Here is a 20948-nt window from a genome sequence, read left to right as displayed (position 1 = left end):
AAAACAAAAAATGATATTTCAGGAAGAAATGCTATGTCGAAATTATGGATGTACTCTACCCTTATGCTCTCTGGTTCAGTGTGGGCTGGCAGTTTTATTGATAATAGTTCAGTAGAACTCACCACACGAAATTTCTATTTTGACCGCGACTACCAAGAGCAATCCGCTTACCCTGCTGCCAAGGACTGGACACAAGGGTTTATTCTTAAAGCCAATTCAGGTTATACCGAAGGGACTGTCGGTTTCGGGCTGGATGTGCTTGCAACGGCAGGTTTTAAACTCGATGCCGATGCCAAACACGGAGGTACAGGAAACTTACCTAGAGACACGCGTACCAATGAACCTGCTGACTCTTATGGCGAGATTGGGATCACAGCAAAAGCGAAAATGAGCCAGACCGAGCTACGCATCGGTACGCTCATGCCAATGAATCCTGTTTTAGTAGCTTCACCCGCGCGTCTACTTCCTCAAACTTATCGAGGAATTTCACTAACCAGCAAAGATATTAAAGATTTTGATTTACAGGCAGCCTATCTCGACAAAGTGAATCATCGGGATTCGACCAACTATGAAAAAATTAAAATTTCTGGGGTGAATGGACGATTTAAAAGTGCCGAAACTGATGGGCTTTATTATTTAGGTGGAAACTATCAGTTTAATCCTGCACTCAAACTCACCGCTTTCTACATGGATGTTGATGATCTTTATAACCAAACCATGGTCGGTGCTTTACACCAACACAAAATTAATGACACCACTAATTTTAGCTCTCAATTACGTTACTACCGCAGCCGCGATGATGGACAAGCAAAAGCAGGCTTAGTAGATAATGACCTCTATCATGCGCATTTCGAACTCAAACATCAAAACCATAAATTTATTTTTGGAACCTTCCAACATCATGGTGACACCGCCTTTCCATATTTGACTGGCGGTGAAACTGGACTTCTTATTGATACATGGCCGGGCGAGTTTTTAAACCCAAAAGAAAAAGCCTATAGCTTCCGTTATGAATATGACTTTAAAGATTATGTACCGGGTTTACGTTTTATGACTCGTTACACCACAGGTCACAATATTTATGCATCCAACTTAGGTGGAACCAATCTAAAAGAACGCGAAACAGACTTTGATTTAGGCTACACCGTTCAAAGTGGCTGGTTAAAAAATCTAGGGTTACGCGCACGCTACGCCATTTATGACAACAACATGCTCTCTACAGCCAATATCAAACCTGTAAACGAAACCCGTCTCAACATCGACTACACATGGAAATTTAAATAATTCAAAACGAGAGGTTCTGTCGCACATAGAACCTCTTTTTATTTCGGGAAATTCATCATGAAGAAAGTTGTAACACTACTCTGTGGAATGATTCTGATTGCCCTGTCTCATGCCGAAACTCAATATAGCCCACCATCCATTCAGCTTGAGCCTTTAGCAAAATTCAGTGTTGATTTAAATGCGCCTGTTTGGGAATTAGGCACAACCAGTGACGCAGGTAAACGCCGAATTATTCCCATTACAGGTGGGATATTTGAAGGGAAATCACTTAAGGGCCGCATTTTAAATAATGGTGCAGATTGGCAAATTGTCGACAGTAAAGGGCTGGCCATTATTGATACGCGATATTTGTTAGAAACCGATGACGGTGCTCTCATTTATCTTCAAACCAAAGGTTACCGACATGGCTCGGCAGAAACACTAAAACAGCTTGCTCAAGGCAAAGATGTCGACCCGAAAAATTACTATTTCAAAATTACCATGCAGTTTGAAACCAGCTCACCTAAATACTCATGGCTTAACCAGACCGTTGCGGTAGGTAGTGCAATGCGTTTGGGCAAAGCGGTTATTTATGATGCCTATACGCTGAAATAATAATTTTTATAACACCTACAAAAAGGATGGACCCTTCATTATGGATCAAAAAACTTTAGAACACTTACCGCCTATCCATCATCATTTGGGTGGACACAATATTCATTGGAATGACAAAAACACTGAACTCACCATCCACTACACAGCGCTAGAAAGCTTTACCAATCCACGCGGCACTGTTGAAGGCGGCATGATCTGCGCGATGCTTGATGATGTAATGGGCCTTTTTGCATATCTCGCCAATGACCATAAACCAGCCACCACCATTAACTTAACGATGGATTTTTTAAGGCCCTGTGCTGTGGGTGAAGTCATTACAAAATGCCGATTCATTAAACAAGGTAAAACTGTACTGAATCTCGAAAGTGAAGCTTGGCAAAACAACAAAATGCTCGCACGAAGCACAGCTAATTTTTTGGTTTTAGATTAATTACAACCATTCATTCAATAAGGATATGAATAAATGAATTACACCAACAATAAACGAATTTTGACCCACTCCGCTTTAGTACTTGCCATGCTTGGTGCTTTGACAGGCTGTGGAAGTGATAATGATGACACAACGGTTCCCTCAACAACCAAACCACCGCAGCTGTCTCCTGCTGTGGGCGTAAAAATGACAGGAAGCTGTACGAACTTACTTGGATTTCAATACAACAATACGGTCATTAGCTCAGCTACCCTTCAAGAAGCAGGCACATTGACTGTAGCCAACAAACCGATTGGCGCTCATTGTTTAGTCAAAGGTTATATGGATCAACGGGTAAGCCCAGTCGATGGACAAACCTATCAAATTGGTTTTGAAATGCGCTTACCAATAGACTGGAATGGTCGTTTTCTCTATCAAGGCAATGGTGGAACCGATGGTAATTTAGTTCCTGCAACGGGTCAGGTTGGTAGCGGTGGACCACTCACCAATGCTCTACATGATGGTTTTGCTGTTATTTCTTCCGATGCCGGACATAATGCCTCACAAAATCCAATGTTCGGTTTAGACCCTCAAGCCAGAATTAACTATGGATATGGTGCAATTACCAAACTCACGCCTATGGCAAAAAACCTAATTAAAGCCGCCTATGGTAAATTACCAGACCGCTCCTATGCAGGCGGTACATCGAACGGCGGGCGTCATGCCATGATTGCCGCAACCCGTTTGGGCGACCAATATGATGGAATTTTAGCAAGCACACCAGGTTTTCACCTACCTCGTGCAGCCGCAGCTCAACTCTACACGGCACAGCAGCTTCGTCGTGTCGCAACAGATGAAAATGATCTAAGTACTGCTCTAACTCTTTCAGAGCGTAAAGTTTTAGCAAAAGCGATTTTAGATCGATGCGATGCTTTAGACGGTGTTGCAGATGGCTTGGTCCAAGATGTTGAGGCTTGCCGTACGGCTTTTGATATTCACAAAGATGTACCTGTTTGCTCAAGCACAAGAGATGGTACTTGTTTAAGTACCGAACAAATTGATGTATTAGCCAACATTTACCGTGGTCCTATAAATTCGGCTGGACAAGCGCTCTATGCAACCCAGCCTTTCGACCCCGGTTTAGTCGGCAGTAACTGGGCAAGCTGGAAATTCGAATCTTCGGTGGGAACAACACGTGACCCCGTTGCAGTCGGCATTCTTTTTCAGGTTCCACCAGACCCAACTGTGACTCAAAATTCTAGACAATTTGCCTTTAATTTTAACTTCGATACCGACTATCCAAAACTCTCAGCAACCAATGATGTGTACACAGAAAGTTCGATGTCATTCATGATGCCACCTGATGAACTCAATCTAGATAAACTCCGTAATCACGGTGGAAAAATGATTGTGGTACAAGGCACAGCAGACGGCGTTTTCTCTGTAGATGACACTCAAAATTGGTACGATCAACTGCTGCAACACTATAAAAATGATGCAAAAGGTACAGCACCTGACTTCGCACGTTTCTTTAGAGTTCCGGGTATGAACCATACCCGTGATGGTATTGCGACCGACCAATTTGATGCGCTGACTGCTTTAGTCAACTGGGTGGAATATGGACAAGCACCTGACAAAATCATTGCGACCGCACGCGGCGCAGGTAACCCAAGTGGTCAAGTAAATACTGAGCTTCCACAAGACTGGGCACCAGACCGCACCCGTCCACTTTGCCCTTACCCACTGATCGCCCGTTACAATGGTCAAGGTGATAGTGAGAAAGCTGAAAACTTTAGCTGTAAATAACACCCTATAAAATAAAAAAGAGAGCTAAACAGGCTCTCTTTTTTATTTTTTTCTTAATCTTAGCTCAAGCTTTACTGCTTAAACTTTTTAATACTTTTAGACAAATGAGCTCGCATCATTTGTCTAGCCAACAAACCATCCTGATCGACAATTGCGTTATAAATATTGACATGATCATGGTGAACCGCTTTTAAATATTCTTCGCGATTTTCAGGACTTTGCTCAATAGATTTAACACGTGCACGTGGAATAATTTTTTCACCCAGATACTTCAAAAAATCAACGAAATATTGGTTTTCAGAAGCTTCAGCAATGGCAATATGGAAATCATAATCAGCTTTTACTGTGCCATCATTTGCATCTGATGAAATATGACGTTCAAAGTCTTCAAGCGCAGCTTTCATTTTATCGATGTGGATTTGCTTACGGCGCTCAGAGGCTAAAAAAACAGCTTCTGACTCAAGGCTAATTCGGAGCTCAAGTAAAGAAACAATATCGTTAATGGTTTCTAAACTGGCATTAGACAGCAAAAAATTCTGTTCAACCGTCTGCTCTTTTACAAAAGTACCAATCCCGTGACGAGTCTCGACAAACCCTAAAGAACGCAACTCAGTGATGGCTTCACGAATAACAGAACGGCTTACTTCAAAAGTTTCAATTAATTCAAGTTCGGTCGGAATTTTCTCTCCGACTTGGAAGTCTCCAGACTGAATTTTTTCGATCAGTTGTTCCACAATAATCTGGCTTAGTTTTTTTGTTGATCTAGGTTTAATTGCGCTAGACATAATCTGAAGAACTCATGAAATGTTGAAAAAATTAGAAAATTCATTTTACTATAAACTTAGACGATAGTCATATTCGGTTTTTATACCTCTAAGTTATTAAAATCAAAATATTTTATCTCTGTTATCAAACCCTCACACATATTTAAAAAGTAAGCAACTTATGCTTCTGTTGATATTTAATAATGCGTTGAATAAGTTAAAAAATATGCAGCTCAATAGCGTTGATTGAGCTGCACAACTTTTAAATTTGAGCCTGAGTTAATTGCCCATTGACCAGACGAGTAATCTGTAGTGGATTACTATCTTTTAATGCATCGGGTAATAAAACTTGTGGTGTATTTTGGAAACATACCGGACGCAAGAAACGCTCAATCGCTCCCGTACCCACCGAAGTTCCGCGTGCATCACTCGTTGCAGGGAAAGGACCACCATGCACCATTGCATCAGACACTTCAACTCCTGTCGGGAAACCGTTAAACAATACACGGCCAGCTTTACCGGTTAGCAAATGAAGAAGTTCGCCTGCTTTGGACAACTCATTTTCATCACCAATAATCGTTGCCGTAAGCTGTCCACCTAAAGCCCCGATCCCTTTTAACAAAGTCGCTTCATCCTCTACGCCAATCACAATCGACATTGGCCCGAAAACTTCATGTTGTAGTTTTGGGTTGCCTGACAATAAAACAGATTGATCCGCTTTAAACAGATGTGCTTTTGCTTGAGAAACTAGCTCGGCCTCTTGTCCTGTCGCAATAACTTCAAAACCAGCTTCGCTGTTTAGAGCATCAATACCTTGACGGTAGCTTTTTAAAGTTCCTTCATTCAACATGACCTGAGGCACAGCTTTTTGCGTGCTTTCAGCTAAAGCTGCTACGAAACTGTCAAATTCAGGACCTTGTACGCCTAAAATTAACCCTGGTTTTGTACAGAACTGGCCACATCCCATATTAAATGAGGCAACCGTATCTTGTGCGATTTGTTCACCACGAGAATTCAGCGCTTGAGATAAAACCACTACAGGGTTCACACTCGACATTTCAGCAAAGAATGGAATTGGCTGAGTACGGCTCTGCGCAAGGTTATAAAGTGCCATTCCGCCTTCAAGAGAACCCGTAAAACCAGCTGCCTGAATCAGTGGATGTTCTACCAAGTTTGCGCCAATACGGCCACCAAAAATCATATTGAATGTGCCTTTAGGCATATCGCAAACTTCGATTGCTTGTTCAATGGCTTCTGCAACAAGCTCAGCAGTTGCCATATGACCAGAGTGTGCTTTAAAGACAACCGGACACCCTGCTGCTAAAGCAGCTACGGTATCACCGCCAGCTGTTGAAAATGCAAGTGGGAAATTACTCGCGCCAAACACAGCAACCGGTCCTACCCCAACTTTATATTGACGCAAATCGACACGCGGCAAGGGCTTACGTTCTGGTAATGCCACATCAATACGAGCACCATAAAAATCGCCACGGCGTAAAAGTTCAGCAAACAGTCGAAGCTGACCAGTAACACGGCCTGTTTCTCCTTGAAGACGAGCAAGTGGTAAGCCTGTTTCAAGTGAAGCGACTTCTTGCAGGTTCGCACCTAATGCTTCAATTTGGCGAGCAATTTCTTCAAGAAAAGAGGCTCGTTGCTCTTGAGAAGTTTGGCTATAAACTAAAAAAGCGTTATGTGCAGCTTGAGCAGCTTGATCCACTTCTTCAAGGGTCGCCTGACTAAATACATAACCTGTTGGCTGATAGTCTTTTGCAGCTATACTTTCTAGGGCTGGCGCATTTGCAGCAACACGTTGACCATTAATAAACTGCCGACCGTTATTTTTACTCATTTTAAAGCTCCAATACCTAAACAGTTAGAATTATTGCGGACCAAGTGTCGCAATGAGCGCAGCCAAATCTTCATAGTCTGCTTGAGTTAAATCACTTAATGGCGGACGCACTGGACCTGCATCATGCCCAACAATTTTGGCACCTGCTTTAATCATGCTTACTGCATAACCTGATTTACGGTCGCGAATTTTAATCAGTGGCAAGAAGAAATCTTTAATCAAACGATTGGTTGTTTCAAAGTCATCACTGCGAAGCGCGTTATAAAACTCCATTGCAGTCTTTGGAATAAAGTTAAATACAGCTGATGAATAAACTGGGCAACCTAAGGCTTTATATGGCGCTGCAAAAACTTCTGCTGTTGGTAAACCACCTAAATACGACAAACGGTCACCCATAGTCTGAGTCACTGCCGTCATCATATCGATTTGACCAGAGCTGTCTTTAAAGCCGATTAAGTTCGGGCACATCTCGGCTAACTTTTGGATTGAATCGAGATTTAATCTTGAAACGCTACGGTTATAAAAAATTACACCAAAGTCTACTGAGTTACATACTTGCTTAACGTGTTCGATCAAACCTTCTTGGCTTGCTTCAGTTAGGTAATGCGGCATTAACAAAATACCGTGTGCACCTAAGCGCTCTGCTTCTTTTGCCTGTTCAATCGCCTGACGTGTCGGACCACCTGCCCCAGCAATAATCGGTACACTACCTTTACAAGTATCGACAGCTGTTTTAATCACGTCAGAGTATTCACTTCCAGTTAACGAGAAAAACTCGCCTGTACCACCCGCAGCAAATAATGCACTTGCACCATAAGGCGCTAACCATTCAAGACGTTTTGCATAAGAAGATTTGTTAAAGTCCCCATTTTGGTCAAAGTCAGTAACCGGAAAAGAAAGAAGGCCATCAGAAACAATGTTTTTTAACTCAAGAGCATCCATTAGAAAATATCCATACATGTTTATGTTGTCAGACATCTTACATCATAAATTTTATTTTAATCAATATATTTTTCCTCTGAAAAATTAAATTTTTTAAAAAGATCAAAGTTCATTATCTAAAATAATTTAACCTATTGTTTTATAAAACATCTTTAAAAACTCTCAATATTAGGACTAATCGTTAGACATAAAAAAAGCTGCCCATATGGACAGCAAAGCATTAAGAAAACTCAAAAAGCGAATTTTTCAAAGATATCGGTAAAACATTAACGAACCAAACACGGCTTTTTATTATTAAATGACCAATTTGGTATTAAAAATTGCATCGCATCGGCATCATTACGAGCCCCTAAACCTTTTAATTTATACAGTTCATGGGCTTGATTAATTCTATCCCAGTCCAGCTCAACCCCAAGTCCCGGTGCTGTTGGCACCTGAATTTTACCGTCTTTAATTTCAAGCGGTGCTTTAGTGAGCTGATCTGTACCTTCTTGCCAAATCCAGTGCGTATCAATTGCCGTTACCTTACCTACCGCAGCGGCAGCAACATGGGTAAACATGGCAAGTGAAATATCAAAGTGATTATTAGAATGCGAACCCCACGTTAAGTTATACATATTGCAGAGCTGTGAAACTCGAACCGAACCTTCCAATGTCCAAAAATGTGGATCAGCCAAAGGAATATCAACAGCTTGCAATTGGATACTATGCGACATTTCACGCCAGTCCGTAGCAATCATATTGGTCGCAGTGGGTAAACCTGTTGCACGTTTAAACTCGGCCATAATTTCACGGCTTGAATAACCTTGTTCTGCACCACACGGGTCTTCCGCATAGGCCAGCACACCTTTTAAATGTTTACCCAAAGCAATTGCTTCATCTAAAAACCATGCTCCGTTTGGATCAAGCGTTACACGCGCTTCTGGAAAACGGCGCGCGATAGCTGTAACAGCTTCGGCTTCTTGCTCGCCCTGTAATACACCACCTTTTAATTTAAAGTCTTTAAAACCATAACGGTCATAAGATGCTTCTGCTAAACGCTGTACTGCCTCGGGTGTTAACGCTTTTTCATGACGGACTTTATACCAGTCATGGTTATGCTGAGGTGTAGTCGCATAGTCTAATGAAGTCTGTTTTCGGTCACCGATAAAGAATAAATATCCTAAAACTTCAACTTCACTACGTTGCTGGCCTTCACCTAGTAAGCTTGCGACATTCACATTTAAATGCTTGCCAAGCAAATCAAGTAATGCTGACTCATAAGCCGTTACAACATGAATTGTGATGCGTAAATCAAAGGTTTGATTGCCTCGGCCACCACTATCACGATCAGCAAAAGTTTGCTGAATTTTTTTAAGTAGATTTTTATATTCGCCAATCGGTTGCCCTTCTACCAAGGCTTTAGCATCATTTAACGTCGCTAAAATTTTTTCTCCACCCGGAATTTCACCTACACCAATATTTCCAGAATTATCTTCGATAATAAGTATATTACGAGTGAAATAAGGTCCATGAGCACCACTCAAATTGAGCAGCATGCTGTCATGTCCAGCAACAGGAATTGCTCGAATTGATTTAACGATAGGTGTAGAGGTCGCCATTAAAATACTCCTTGGCATTCTGATACTATTTTTTCATTACCAAAACTTATAAGACATCAGACAACTTGTCAATATAAACCCGCATAAAAATTATTTTTTGACCCTACTTGCCAAAATAATATTTTTAATCATATGATGTCATACATCTAAAGACGCGGTTTTAGAACTAGGACTATAGAGTAGATACAAAATTCCGTTTTATCATCTATTCTATCGATGAATTTGACATGACGTCACCTATTTCACGGATATGCAAATAGGTCGATTATTAAAAAGAGTTTGTATATGGATAATCTGCAAACAAATATTGCTGTAGTGACTCAGCAAAGAGCCAAACATACAAAAACTCGCTACTACATTCTTGCGATGATTTTTTTGGTCACGGCTTTTAATTACGGTGATCGTGCAACTCTCTCAATGGCAGCAACGCCAATGTCTCATGAACTGGGAATTGACTCAGTCACTATGGGATATATTTTCTCGGCCTTTGCATGGGCCTATGTGATTGGTCAAATTCCAGGCGGCTGGCTACTCGATAAGTTTGGTGCTCGCCGTGTATATTTCTGGAGCCTGTTTTTATGGTCTTTGTTCACTGTTTTAATCGGTTTTACCGACATTTTAGGTGATACTGCGACCATCATTACTTCACTCTTTATACTCAGATTTTTAGTCGGTCTGTCTGAGTCACCTGCTTTTCCGGGTAACAGTAAAATTGCTGCTGCATGGTTTCCAACCAAAGAACGTGGAACTGCCGCTGCCATTTTTAACTCATCCTCTTATTTCTCGACCGTACTTTTCGCTCCCCTCATGGGCTGGCTTGTTGCAACCGTCCACTGGCAGTCTATTTTCTGGGTCATGGGTGGTTTAGGAATCATTCTTTCCTTTATCTGGCTCAAGGTCATTTATAGCCCGACCAATCATCCAACAGTCAATCCTGAAGAAGTAAAATACATTGCTTCAGAAGGTGCTTTACTCGATATGGGCGAAAACAGCCAAAACGCTAAAAAAGAGAAAATTACTTGGAGTAAAGTTAAACAACTTCTTGCTTCACGTATGATGCTCGGTATTTTTATTGGCCAATATTGTGTAAATACACTGACCTATTTTTTCTTGACTTGGTTCCCTGTTTACCTTGTCAAAGAAAGACATCTCAGCATTTTAGAAGCGGGTTTTGCGGCGGTTGCACCAGCACTCTGTGGCTTTGTAGGCGGAATTTTAGGTGGCTTAATTTCAGATAAATTAATTCGAATGAATTACAGCTTAAGCTTTTCGAGAAAGCTCCCTATCGTAGTCGGCTTCTTGGTTTCAACTTCAATTATTTTATGTAATTACGTAGATTCTCAAGCAGCAATTGTATTCTTTATGTCCTTATCATTCTTCGGTAAAGGAATCGGCTCTTTAGGCTGGGCAGTGATGTCTGACGTTGCCCCAAAAGAAATGGTTGGTTTATCAGGTGGAATGATGAATGCATTTGGTAATACGGCAGGAATCGTGACCCCAATTGTGATCGGCTATATCTTGGCAAGTACAGGCTCTTTCAACCTTGCATTAACTTATGTCGGTATACATGCCATCGCAGCTGTCATTTGCTATACCGTTATTGTCGGTAAAATTCAGCGCTTCGAATTAAAACCTACTTCTTAAACCTTTACACCATAACGCTTAAACACATTAAGCGTTATGGCCTCTCTTCAAATGTATACAAGGAACGATCATGCTGAAGCCTCTCCTAATAAGAATCAGTCCTCTCGATAATGTAGCCATTGTGGTCAATGACGGTGGCTTACCATCCTCGACATATATTGAAGAATACCAACTCATCTTGGTTGATGAAGTACCACAAGGACATAAGGTTTTATTGGAGCCGTTAAAGCAAGGTGAAGCAATTGTTCGTTATGGCGAAATCATTGGCTATGCCAACAAAGATTTACCCGCAGGTTCTTGGGTGAATGAAGCTGTTACCCAAATGCCAGAGGCGCCTGAGCTAGATGATCTTGAGTTAGCAACTCGCCCCGCCCCCAAGCTTCCTCCACTGACCGGATATACATTTAAAGGTTATAAAAATAAGGATGGCAGCGTCGGCACAAAAAATATTTTAGGTATCACGACCAGTGTTAACTGTGTAGAGGGTATTGTCGATTATGTCGTTAAGATTATTGAACGTGATTTACTTCCTAAATATTCAAATGTAGATGGAGTAGTTGGATTAAATCACTTATATGGCTGTGGTGTGGCAATTGATGCACCCGCTGCAATTGTTCCTATTCGTACCATACATAACCTTGCACTCAACCCTAATTTTGGTGGAGAAATTATGGTGGTGAGTCTGGGCTGCGAAAAAATGCAACCCGAACGACTTTTAAATATTCCTAAAGAAAACAAATATATTCCCCTAGCAAACGAAGATATTATTCAGTTACAAGATGAACGCCACAACGGTTTTGAAAGTATGGTGAATCATATTTTAACCGTGGCAGAACAACACCTTGAAAAGCTTAATCAACGTACTCGAGAAGAAGTTCCAGTTTCTAATTTAGTTGTAGGCATGCAATGTGGTGGGAGTGATGCATTTTCGGGAGTTACCTCTAACCCTGCCGTTGGTTTCGCAGCTGACTTGATTGTGCAATGTGGCGGTACAGTCATGTTCTCTGAAGTTACGGAAGTCCGCGATGGTATTCACCTACTTACTCCACGTGCAGCAAATGAACAAGTTGCCAAAGATCTAATTCGGGAAATGAAATGGTACGATGACTATTTAGCAGCAGGCCAAGTAGACCGAAGTGCCAATACCACACCGGGTAATAAAAAAGGTGGACTGAATAACATTGTAGAAAAAGCGATGGGATCAATTGCAAAATCAGGCCGCTCACCGATTGTAGAAGTTCTCGCACCGGGCCAAAGACCGACAAAAAAGGGGTTAATTTTTGCGGCCACCCCTTCGAGTGACTTTATCTGTGGTACGCAGCAAATGGCATCTGGTATTACTGTTCAAGTCTTTACCACAGGTCGTGGTACACCCTACGGGCTGGCAGCCGTACCTGTCATTAAAATGGCAAGCCGAAACAATATTGCAAACCGTTGGTATGACCTGATTGATATCAGTGCTGGCGATATTGCGATTGGAAAGAAAACTATTGAAGAAGTGGGCTGGGAACTTTTTGAACTGATTTTACAAGTGGCTAGTGGCGAAAAACAAACGTGGTCGGACCGTTGGGGTATTCATAACTCACTCGCTGTATTTAACCCTGCACCCGTGACCTAATAAGGTTTAAAAGATGAGGCATATCACCTCATCTTTTCACATTTCCCATCTTAATTACGACACATTTCACTAAAACTTAACATCGCTGCTAAAATAACATCGAAAATTAAGAACTCTATTTCTCTATGCAAAATCAGACTGCTTCAAATCTCCCCTCAACTCAACTTGGAAAAGCGCTGCTTTGTCTTATGACATCGGCATTATTATTTTCCATTATGGGAGTATGCATTCGTTTTGCTTCAGAAACGGTAGACAATGCGACCGTCGTGTTTTTTAGAAATGCAGTAGGTTTATTTATTTTCATTCCGATGCTCTTTAAACAAGGTTTAGACTTTATTAAAACCGATAAACTCTGGATGCATACTTGGCGAAGTATTGTCGGGCTAGCCGCCATGTATGGTTTTTTCTATGCCATTGCGAACTTAAAACTCTCAAATGCCATGGTTTTTAGTTATTCATCTCCTATCTTTATTCCACTGATTGCATGGCTTTTCTTAAAAGAAAAAATTACCAAATCGATGATTTTTGCCGCTGTGATTGGGCTCATTGGAGTTTTATTTGTCGCTAAACCCGATCAAGGTCTATTTAACGCATTATCTTTTATTGGCTTGGGTGCATGCTTTTTATCAGCAATGGCCTTTGTCACCGTAAGAGCTTTAACCAATACAGAGCCGCCTGAGCGTATCGTTTTTTACTTCTGTGTTTTCGGTAGTTTAATTTCCTCTATTCCAATGTTTTGGCATTGGCGTATTTTCACTTGGCATGAACTAGCATTACTCATTGCCGCAGGACTTTTAGCAAATATAAGCCAACTTTTTATGTCTTATGCTTATAGCCTAGCCCCAGCTGGCCAAATTGGCCCAATGAACTACATTGCCATTATTTTTGCAGGAATTTGGGGATTTGTTTTTTGGCATGAATTACCTGATCTATTCAGCATTATCGGCATATTTATTATTTTATTTGCGATTTTGCTCTGTAATCCATTTTTGCAGAAAAAATTACTCTCTCGATTTAAATAACAAACAAACCTTAATCTAATTTAGGTACTGTATTCGATACTCATTTGGTGAAATGCCTGTCCAGTGACGGTAGGCTTTTCGAAAGTTAGAAGTATCTGAAAAGCCAATTCTCTCAGCAATTTCATCTATGGTTAAAGTTGTCTCTCGTAAATATTCATCGGCAAGACGGCGCCGAGTTTCATCTAACAATTCTTGATAGGTTAAATCAAAACCTACCAAACGCCGATGTAAAGTCCGCTTTGATATATGTAAGCGTTCAGCCATTTCTTGAGCTGATGGAAAAAGCCCTGTTCCATCCAATAGTATTAAACGAATCGTTTTCACCAACTCAGGCTCTTCAAGTTCAGCAGCGCCTAGCATCCGCTCACAAAACGACTTACACATGTCCGCAGTAATCGGGTTGGCATTTGGGCAAGGTACGTCGAGCCACTTTAAATCAAAATGCCATTGCATCACCCCAGCATTAAACTGAACGGGACAATGAAACACTTTTTCATATTCTTCTGCATAGTCAGGCGCTGGGTATGGTAATAAAAGCTTCTTCGCTTGAAATGGTCCTTCAAGTACTCGTTCAATTAAGGTTTGCATGGAGCTAAACCAAAACTCGCATACCAAAGGCAGAAGCTTACCAAGTGCAATAATGTCCTGCCCTTCAAAAACGGCAACATCATCTCGAATATAAAAAGACTTCTTTAAAATAGGCCCTGCAAGCTTAATGTGTCGAATGCCAAGCTCTACCGCTTGTCTAAAATTACGTGAGGAATATAACGCATAGCCATACACTCCAAAATCTGACAATCGCTGCTTTTGCCCTGCGCGCAGACCAATGAGTGGATCATGTGATAGCTTTTGAATATTTTGAAATAGCTGAATTTTTTGGACTTGGGAAATATATAAAGAGGATTGATTCATCGCATCTGGCGAAATATTTGTGCCAGATAAAACATCTGATATTGAATGGCCTTGCAAACCCATTTCATCAAATAAACTGGTCAAACCCAGCAAATATGTATTGGCACCTAAGGATGTATTATCATAATTTCCTTCAATAACACTATTTGCATTTTTATAAAGATTTTTAGGCATTTAACTCACACCATCCCTAGAGTGACGTGCATAATGGCACTAAACTACCTCTTGTTGTCTCAATTTAACATCGACCATACGACGCTTCAAGCATAAAGTATGATAAGCAAAAGTATGGAAGGAATAATAATGGAACAGTCCACCTTAAAAGAATATAGTGGCTCTGCCACTGAACATATGGAACTTATTTTTTCCAAACAACGTGCCAATTTTGAGGCAGATCCCTATCCAAGTCTTGAAGCACGTCGCACAAAACTGCATCAACTTAAAAAACAAATTATCCGTTATCAAGATGCTTTAGCTGCTGCGATTAATTCTGATTTTAGTTCAAGATCACTTGATGAATCTAAGCTATTAGATTTGCTTGGTTCTGTGTTGGAAGCTGATCATGCGATTCATCATTTACGCCGCTGGATGCGCCCAAGCAAACGCCGTACCGAGCTTTTATTTTTATCAAACCGTTTAAGTGTGCAATACCAACCTAAAGGCGTGGTTGGTGTCATTGTACCTTGGAATTTCCCAGTTTATTTGGCTCTTGGCCCACTCATTGCCGCATTAGCTGCGGGCAATCGAGTCATGATTAAACTGCCTGAAATTACACCGAATACCAATGCAATGCTTCGACGCATGCTGGCTGAAGTCTTTAATGAAGATGAAGTGGCCGTATTTGGTGAAGAAATTACAGACCCAGCAAGATTCACCACTTTGCCATTTAACCATATTGTCTTCACTGGCTCTCCTGCCATTGGCAAGGTCGTCATGCGAGCGGCGGCTGAAAATCTAACGCCTGTGACACTCGAATTAGGCGGTAAATCACCTGCAATTGTAAGCCGCAACTACCCGCTTGCCGATGCTGCAAAACGTATTACGCATGGTAAAGCAACCAATAGCGGTCAAATTTGTGTAGCGCCTGACTATGCGTTGGTTCCAAAAGAAAGTATTGATGAATTTGTTGAAGCTGCGAAATCCAGCTTTATAAAAATGTTTGGTCAAAACATCACGGACAATGAAAATTACACATCGATTGTAAATGACCGCCATTTAAAACGTATTCAAGATATTTTGACCGATGCACAAGCAAAAGGTGCACGCGTTATTCCTTGTGATACTTATAGCTTTGATCAACAAGGTCGTAGGATGCCTGTACAGATTGTGCTGAATTGCACGCCAGATATGCGCATTATGAAAGAAGAACTCTTTGGCCCTATTTTACCTGTGGTGGCTTATGATTCTTTAGATGATGCAATTACCTACGTGAAATCGGACGAACGACCTTTAGCCCTTTATTGCTTTACACATAGCTCAGTAGAACGTGATCGTATTTTACGTGAAACTCATTCGGGCGGTGTAACCATCAATGACTGGGGTTGGCATGTAGTTAACCATGATGCTCCTTTCGGGGGTATCGGCAACTCAGGTATGGGGTCATATCATGGCGAAGAAGGTTTCCGCGAACTTTCACATGCAAAAACTGTTTTTATTCGCCATCGGTTCTTCCCAACTCAGCTTTTCCACCCTCCTTATGGAACATTCCTACAAAAATTAGCGATTCGCTTTTTCTTGAAAAAAGGCGATCCAAGTATTAAATAAAGAATATAAAAGAAAGCCTCGTAATGAGGCTTTTTGGTTAATTATAGAATTGATTAATGCAATAGAGTTATATCCCAATTACTTATAGACCAATTCAGAATTTTTAGTACCAAAACCTAGTATGAGTAATAGCTATACTGTTCCTATTACAGTAGTCAATAAAATGGTACATAATTAAAAAAAGCTTGGATTACCAAGCTTTTTTTAATACTAATAAAATATCTATATTTAAATAAATAATTGTCTACAACTAATCATCAAAGTTTATTGACTGTCATTTTTAAAAACAATATAAATCCAATTACCATTCACTTTACCTCGATATGCTCCATCAGCTTTTGCCAAATGTGCTGCTAAAGCAGTAAAGTTCCATGCTTCTTCTTCACTACAATAAACTAATTGTTGTTGTAACTCAGCAATTTCATATTGTTCTCCGTACTTTTTAACAATTAAAGCCACTTCTTGCAGATCCTGTGGAATAGAAGGATGTTCCCATGCCCACATAAATGTTTGGTTTCTCTCATCATAAGTTCCTATCACATTAATTTCAAAAAACTCTTGTCGATCACCAATATTAAATGTTATGCCCCCTATAACAAGATCAATATCCCACTCATCTACAATATTCATACCCCAATCATTTGATGCTTTTAAAGTCTTTAGCTCTAACTCTTTACGACATGCTAGATAAATAGATTGAATATTTAAGCTTTTGACACCATCTTGATATGTATTCGACTGAGTATTACTATCTGTTAAGGTTTCTTTTTTAATTTCTTCTTCAAGGTCAATCGTAGGATTACCCTCATACCATTCAGGTATTCTTGGATTATACTCAACTTTTATTTCTCCATCAAAATGCAAAGTAAAAGTAATACCCCAAATTATTTCTTTTGTTCTTATATAATTCTCTTTCTGAATTTCAATAGCCCTATCACACAAACTACTAGAAATACTATTAAAGGGATCTTCTCCATCTGCATATATATCCCCTGTTTCATCTATATTTCCATCAAAAACAATAAATTGCTCAAACTTAGAAGAGTGAATAAACATGCCAATTTTTGTAACAATTGAATCCCATGGCCTATTTTTAACAAAAATTAAAGATTGCTTTTTAAATAATTCTATATCGGAACTTAATAATTTGTACATTCATTTAATCCCTATTACTGTGAAAATTGATAATTAGTGGATTTTCCATTAATAGTAGCAGTTACTATAAATTTATTAGGTCTACTACTGCCAGTGGGATAACCTACTGCAACTTTCATATTTACATCCTTGCCTAGTTTAACCGCATTTGCTAACTCACTTTCCATAGCTTTCCAACTACCGTTATTTAATGTTTTGGCCATAGGAACTAAATTAATACGATCCCCTGAACCACCAAGAGATGCAGCTATTAAATGCCCTCCTTGATCTCCTGAAATACCACTTTTACCAGCAATACTTTGTTGATAATTATTTCGATCCATTAAAATATTTCTTAAATTGGCAGTAACCTCTTTAACATTCCCGCTATTATCGGTAACGTATGCAGCACCATTAGGTAACAAATAAGCTGAATTTGCTTCAAGCTTCCCATTGGCTTGCTTAGCCCAGCCACCTTTTGCTCCCACATCTATTTGATGAATTTTTTTAACATCCCCCCGATTTACAAGTTCCTCTATTTTTTTATCATCAAAAAATTGACCGTTTTTAATATTTGGTAAACGCTTCGCAATAGTATTCCTATCTTTAAGAAGATCCTGAACAATCTTGACATCTTTTTTATCAATTCCAGTTGCAAGATCAATTAATGCCCAAGTTCTTTCAAGAGGAGTTGAACCAGCACTAAATGCTGTTTTAAAAGAATTCAACATATCTTGATATTCACCTGTAGCAGTATCTTTTAAAATATCCTTCCAAACATTGGTATCATTTAAGTTCTTGCCAGCTTTTTGTAATTCAGTAGCTTTTTTAAAAATCTTATAGGCAGCTTTACCAGTAGATGAAAGTACTTTACCCCAATTGTTTTCTATAGCAGTTGATGCGGATTGCGAAGCAACAGTTACATCATATCCTGCTGAAGCAGCAACTACACCCGAAATCAATTGGCCAACATTTCTAACTTTATTTAGCTGAGCTTGACTATAATCTCCGTCATTTTCAGGTTCCATATCAAACGATCCAGCAACCATTTCCCCAACTACCGCCCCAATCGCTCCAGCTTCGCATTTTTCTTGTAATGAACTAGCAATACAACCAGCTGCAGCATGAGCTAGTTTATGCAAAATTTGGTCAGAAAGTTCTTTACTACCAAGATCAAGATTTTCACCAATTTCTCCAGCTAAAGAACCTTGTAATGCTACACTCAATCCTGCCACAAGACTTGCACTTAATTTTTCACTTAGACTACCTCCATTAACTGCCGTATCAACACTAGCACTAACAGTAGAATTAACTAAAGCTTGTCCCACTCTACCTGATAAATTTGTAAAGAATTCTCCAGACTTAGTAGTTTCCTGCAAAGCTTTCATCTGATCAATTGAAGCAATTTTACTTAAAACTCCTGCTGTAACAACAGATGTTGCTAAACTCTTAATTGAATCTTTACTTCCTAAATCTTTAAGCGTCTTACCGATATCTCCGCCATTATTAATTAAGCTAACACCTGCTTGAGTTGCTAAACTTGTAATAGCAGCATTTGCCATAGCACCAAGTGTTGAAACACCTGTAATTGTGGTTACACCTCCCACTGTTGCTGTTGTAACGCCTGCTGAACCAATCATACTTGCGCCCAAACCAACTGTAGTCCCACTTGCTGCTGTTCCTCCAGCCGCTCCTGCCGCTGCAGCAGTTCCTGTACCCATGGTTACAATCGTTATAATAATCACAATAATTGCAGCGCCAGCAGCTGTAAGACCTTGCTGTTTATAGTCCCAGTCTTTTTGAGTTAGTAAAACTTTTTGCCAATCTACATCTTTTCGATTCACTAATTCTTTTAAATATTCATTTCCTGGTTTTTTAGATAAATCAAGAATCGCATCACGTAGCTCCACCTTATTAACGTCTTTTTCACTTATTGGAACTTGTACACTCAAACCACCTGCAGCTTTAAAGGTAGGTAAAACTGGTCCATTAAAACTCGGTAATTGAGCAGTTTCAGTAATTGAGCCTTTATCCTGCATCGCTTGCCAAGCTAATGAGCTTTTTTCTTTTTTTAAGAGCTCTGTAATAGATGTCTTAGCGGCTATTAATTCAAGTGTTCCTCCAGTTTCAATCGTTGCACCTTTTAAATATTCAAACTCTGTTCCAACAAGCTTCGTCTTATCAACCGCTTGCGTATTAATATAATCTGCTTTTAAATTTGCAGGTAATTCGCTAATCTGTGTTCGTGTTGTATTAGTAGTAGTTTTTGATGAGCCCAAAAGTGAGATAAGTTTAGAATATGAGGTTTTCTTTGTAACATCTACTGTACTGCTAGAAGATTCTTCCACAGTGTAAAAGTTAAGATTCCCGCCAGATTTAATCGAAATTGTTCCGCCCTCGGCAGTAAAGCGCCCAGAGTAAATATCAATATTATTATCTGGTGTCTTAGCATCTACAGATGGATCTAATTTCTTTGTCTCAATAGAAATATTCTTTGCAGAAATATCAACTGAAGCTGCATTTGTGTCATTATTTTCAGAAACAGTCGTAATGTACTTTTTCTTTAAACCACCCCATGATTTTTTCTTTTCAGTAGTCGTAGTCAGATCATAGCTTTGCTCAATAGCTGCATCAAATAAAATACTTTTATTTGATTCTATTTTTACGTCACCATTTTTTGAAGTAATACCAGTAGCTTGTAAAACCAAGTTATCATCTTTGGTTTTACCCACCGTTCTTATGTTAACCCCTTTATCACCATTAATAATGGTAGGGCTGACTAGTGTTCTGAAGCTATAATTCCCTTCACTTTCAGTACCTTTCTCATAAAAATCTGTATGACCATCAACAATAATACTTGCATTTAATGATTTTGGTGGTTGATTAACCCCACTACTAATTGAAGATTTATACTGTTCGGCTAAAACACCACTTGCTTCTAAATTAACTTGTCCTAATTGAGCAGAAATATTTCCTCCACTTATAGATAAACCTTTAGCAGAAGTAATATTTATATTTCCTGATTTTGAAGTTAACTTAGTTTCAGCATGCTCAGATCCGTTTAGACTCTCCTTATAGAATAGTTCATTTTTTTCGACATCATTAATATAATCATTATCATATTTAAAACCAAAAACATAATCTACAGCAAGTGGAGTATTATTTCCACCAAGCAAGAACGGAAGCTGCCCAGGAACTGGATAATTTATTTTTATTGGATACTTATCTTTAAATACATTAAAATCTCTTTCATATTCTTTATATGCATTAACCCATATTTCTGAATTTTTATTTTTGGTTTGATCTAAAAGTTCATAATCCCAATATTTAAGAAACATATCATTATAATTGCGATATTTTTTCACCAAATTAGAGTAATCATTAAAATAATCTTGTGACTGTAGCTTTAAACGTTCCTTATTCATTTCTTCTATTTTTAAAGTATAATCTTTTGCTAAATTTAATTTTTGTAAACTAGAAAAATTATTTTTAACTCCATCAATTAGCGCATCATCTTTACTTGAAACGATCTTAATATCTTTTTGTGCTATTAACTGTGAACCTTGAATATCAACTTTAGCACCCTCTAAATTGATACCACCATT

The 20948-nt window shown here is 39.4% G+C and carries 15 protein-coding genes; 8 read left to right on the top strand and 7 right to left on the bottom strand.

The window, feature by feature from the left end:
• Positions 1 to 33: 33 nt before the first annotated feature.
• From ACTJJG_RS12535 to ACTJJG_RS12520, 4 genes are read left to right on the top strand one after another with little or no spacing between them, the layout of a single operon-like run.
• Positions 34 to 1284, top strand: coding sequence for an OprD family porin (locus tag ACTJJG_RS12535; protein WP_069119530.1), 1251 nt, complete (start codon positions 34 to 36; stop codon positions 1282 to 1284).
• A gap of 57 nt (positions 1285 to 1341) precedes the next feature.
• Positions 1342 to 1878, top strand: a complete 537-nt coding sequence (locus ACTJJG_RS12530) for a DUF3237 domain-containing protein (RefSeq protein ID WP_032056774.1) — start codon at positions 1342 to 1344, stop codon at positions 1876 to 1878.
• Positions 1879 to 1918: 40 nt separating this feature from the next.
• Positions 1919 to 2308 carry a PaaI family thioesterase gene (locus ACTJJG_RS12525; protein WP_032056775.1) on the top strand — a complete coding sequence of 130 codons (390 nt, stop codon included), beginning with the start codon at positions 1919 to 1921 and terminating at the stop codon, positions 2306 to 2308.
• A gap of 33 nt (positions 2309 to 2341) precedes the next feature.
• Entirely contained in the window at positions 2342 to 4093 is a 1752-nt protein-coding gene (locus ACTJJG_RS12520) for a tannase/feruloyl esterase family alpha/beta hydrolase (RefSeq protein WP_032056776.1), read from the top strand.
• 71 nt (positions 4094 to 4164) lie between these two features.
• On the opposite strand, the gene ACTJJG_RS12515 is transcribed toward ACTJJG_RS12520, so the two are convergent.
• From ACTJJG_RS12515 to gudD, 4 genes are all read right to left on the bottom strand, one after another.
• Positions 4165 to 4878 carry a FadR/GntR family transcriptional regulator gene (locus ACTJJG_RS12515; RefSeq protein WP_000092887.1) on the bottom strand — a complete coding sequence of 238 codons (714 nt, stop codon included), beginning with the start codon at positions 4876 to 4878 and terminating at the stop codon, positions 4165 to 4167.
• Positions 4879 to 5119: 241 nt separating this feature from the next.
• Positions 5120 to 6706: an aldehyde dehydrogenase (NADP(+)) gene (locus ACTJJG_RS12510; protein WP_440608952.1), complete on the bottom strand. Its 1587-nt coding sequence runs from the start codon at positions 6704 to 6706 to the stop codon at positions 5120 to 5122.
• 30 nt (positions 6707 to 6736) lie between these two features.
• The gene (gene kdgD / locus ACTJJG_RS12505; protein WP_009387806.1) at positions 6737 to 7648 is read right to left on the bottom strand and encodes a 5-dehydro-4-deoxyglucarate dehydratase; all 912 of its coding nucleotides are present in this window, start codon (positions 7646 to 7648) and stop codon (positions 6737 to 6739) included.
• A gap of 266 nt (positions 7649 to 7914) precedes the next feature.
• Positions 7915 to 9249 (bottom strand): glucarate dehydratase, encoded by a 1335-nt coding sequence (gene gudD, locus ACTJJG_RS12500; protein ID WP_045126603.1) that lies wholly within the window; start codon positions 9247 to 9249, stop codon positions 7915 to 7917.
• Between the two features lie 285 nt (positions 9250 to 9534).
• Here gudD and ACTJJG_RS12495 point away from each other — a divergent pair, with 285 nt between their 5' ends.
• From ACTJJG_RS12495 to ACTJJG_RS12485, 3 genes are all read left to right on the top strand, one after another.
• Positions 9535 to 10893 (top strand): MFS transporter, encoded by a 1359-nt coding sequence (locus tag ACTJJG_RS12495; protein WP_000369460.1) that lies wholly within the window; start codon positions 9535 to 9537, stop codon positions 10891 to 10893.
• A 70-nt stretch (positions 10894 to 10963) separates the two neighbouring features.
• Positions 10964 to 12511, top strand: a complete 1548-nt coding sequence (gene garD / locus ACTJJG_RS12490; protein ID WP_032056780.1) for a galactarate dehydratase — start codon at positions 10964 to 10966, stop codon at positions 12509 to 12511.
• Positions 12512 to 12636: 125 nt separating this feature from the next.
• Positions 12637 to 13533, top strand: coding sequence for a DMT family transporter (locus tag ACTJJG_RS12485; protein WP_372552821.1), 897 nt, complete (start codon positions 12637 to 12639; stop codon positions 13531 to 13533).
• A gap of 15 nt (positions 13534 to 13548) precedes the next feature.
• Here the strand turns inward: ACTJJG_RS12485 and ACTJJG_RS12480 are convergent, their stop codons facing one another.
• Entirely contained in the window at positions 13549 to 14619 is a 1071-nt protein-coding gene (locus tag ACTJJG_RS12480) for an AraC family transcriptional regulator (RefSeq protein ID WP_372552820.1), read from the bottom strand.
• A gap of 129 nt (positions 14620 to 14748) precedes the next feature.
• Here ACTJJG_RS12480 and ACTJJG_RS12475 point away from each other — a divergent pair, with 129 nt between their 5' ends.
• Positions 14749 to 16209: a coniferyl aldehyde dehydrogenase gene (locus tag ACTJJG_RS12475; RefSeq protein WP_372552819.1), complete on the top strand. Its 1461-nt coding sequence runs from the start codon at positions 14749 to 14751 to the stop codon at positions 16207 to 16209.
• Between the two features lie 264 nt (positions 16210 to 16473).
• Here the strand turns inward: ACTJJG_RS12475 and ACTJJG_RS12470 are convergent, their stop codons facing one another.
• Positions 16474 to 17364, bottom strand: a complete 891-nt coding sequence (locus ACTJJG_RS12470) for a DUF6882 domain-containing protein (RefSeq protein ID WP_005077084.1) — start codon at positions 17362 to 17364, stop codon at positions 16474 to 16476.
• Between the two features lie 14 nt (positions 17365 to 17378).
• Positions 17379 to 20948: DUF637 domain-containing protein (locus ACTJJG_RS12465; protein ID WP_440608951.1), on the bottom strand; the 3570-nt coding region annotated here is incomplete at its 5' end.

Source organism: Acinetobacter sp. 22512, assembly GCF_052044755.1.
Taxonomy (GTDB): domain Bacteria; phylum Pseudomonadota; class Gammaproteobacteria; order Pseudomonadales; family Moraxellaceae; genus Acinetobacter; species Acinetobacter pittii.
The sequence above is the reverse complement of the archived record's forward strand: the minus strand, read 5'-3'. Positions and strand labels throughout refer to the sequence as shown.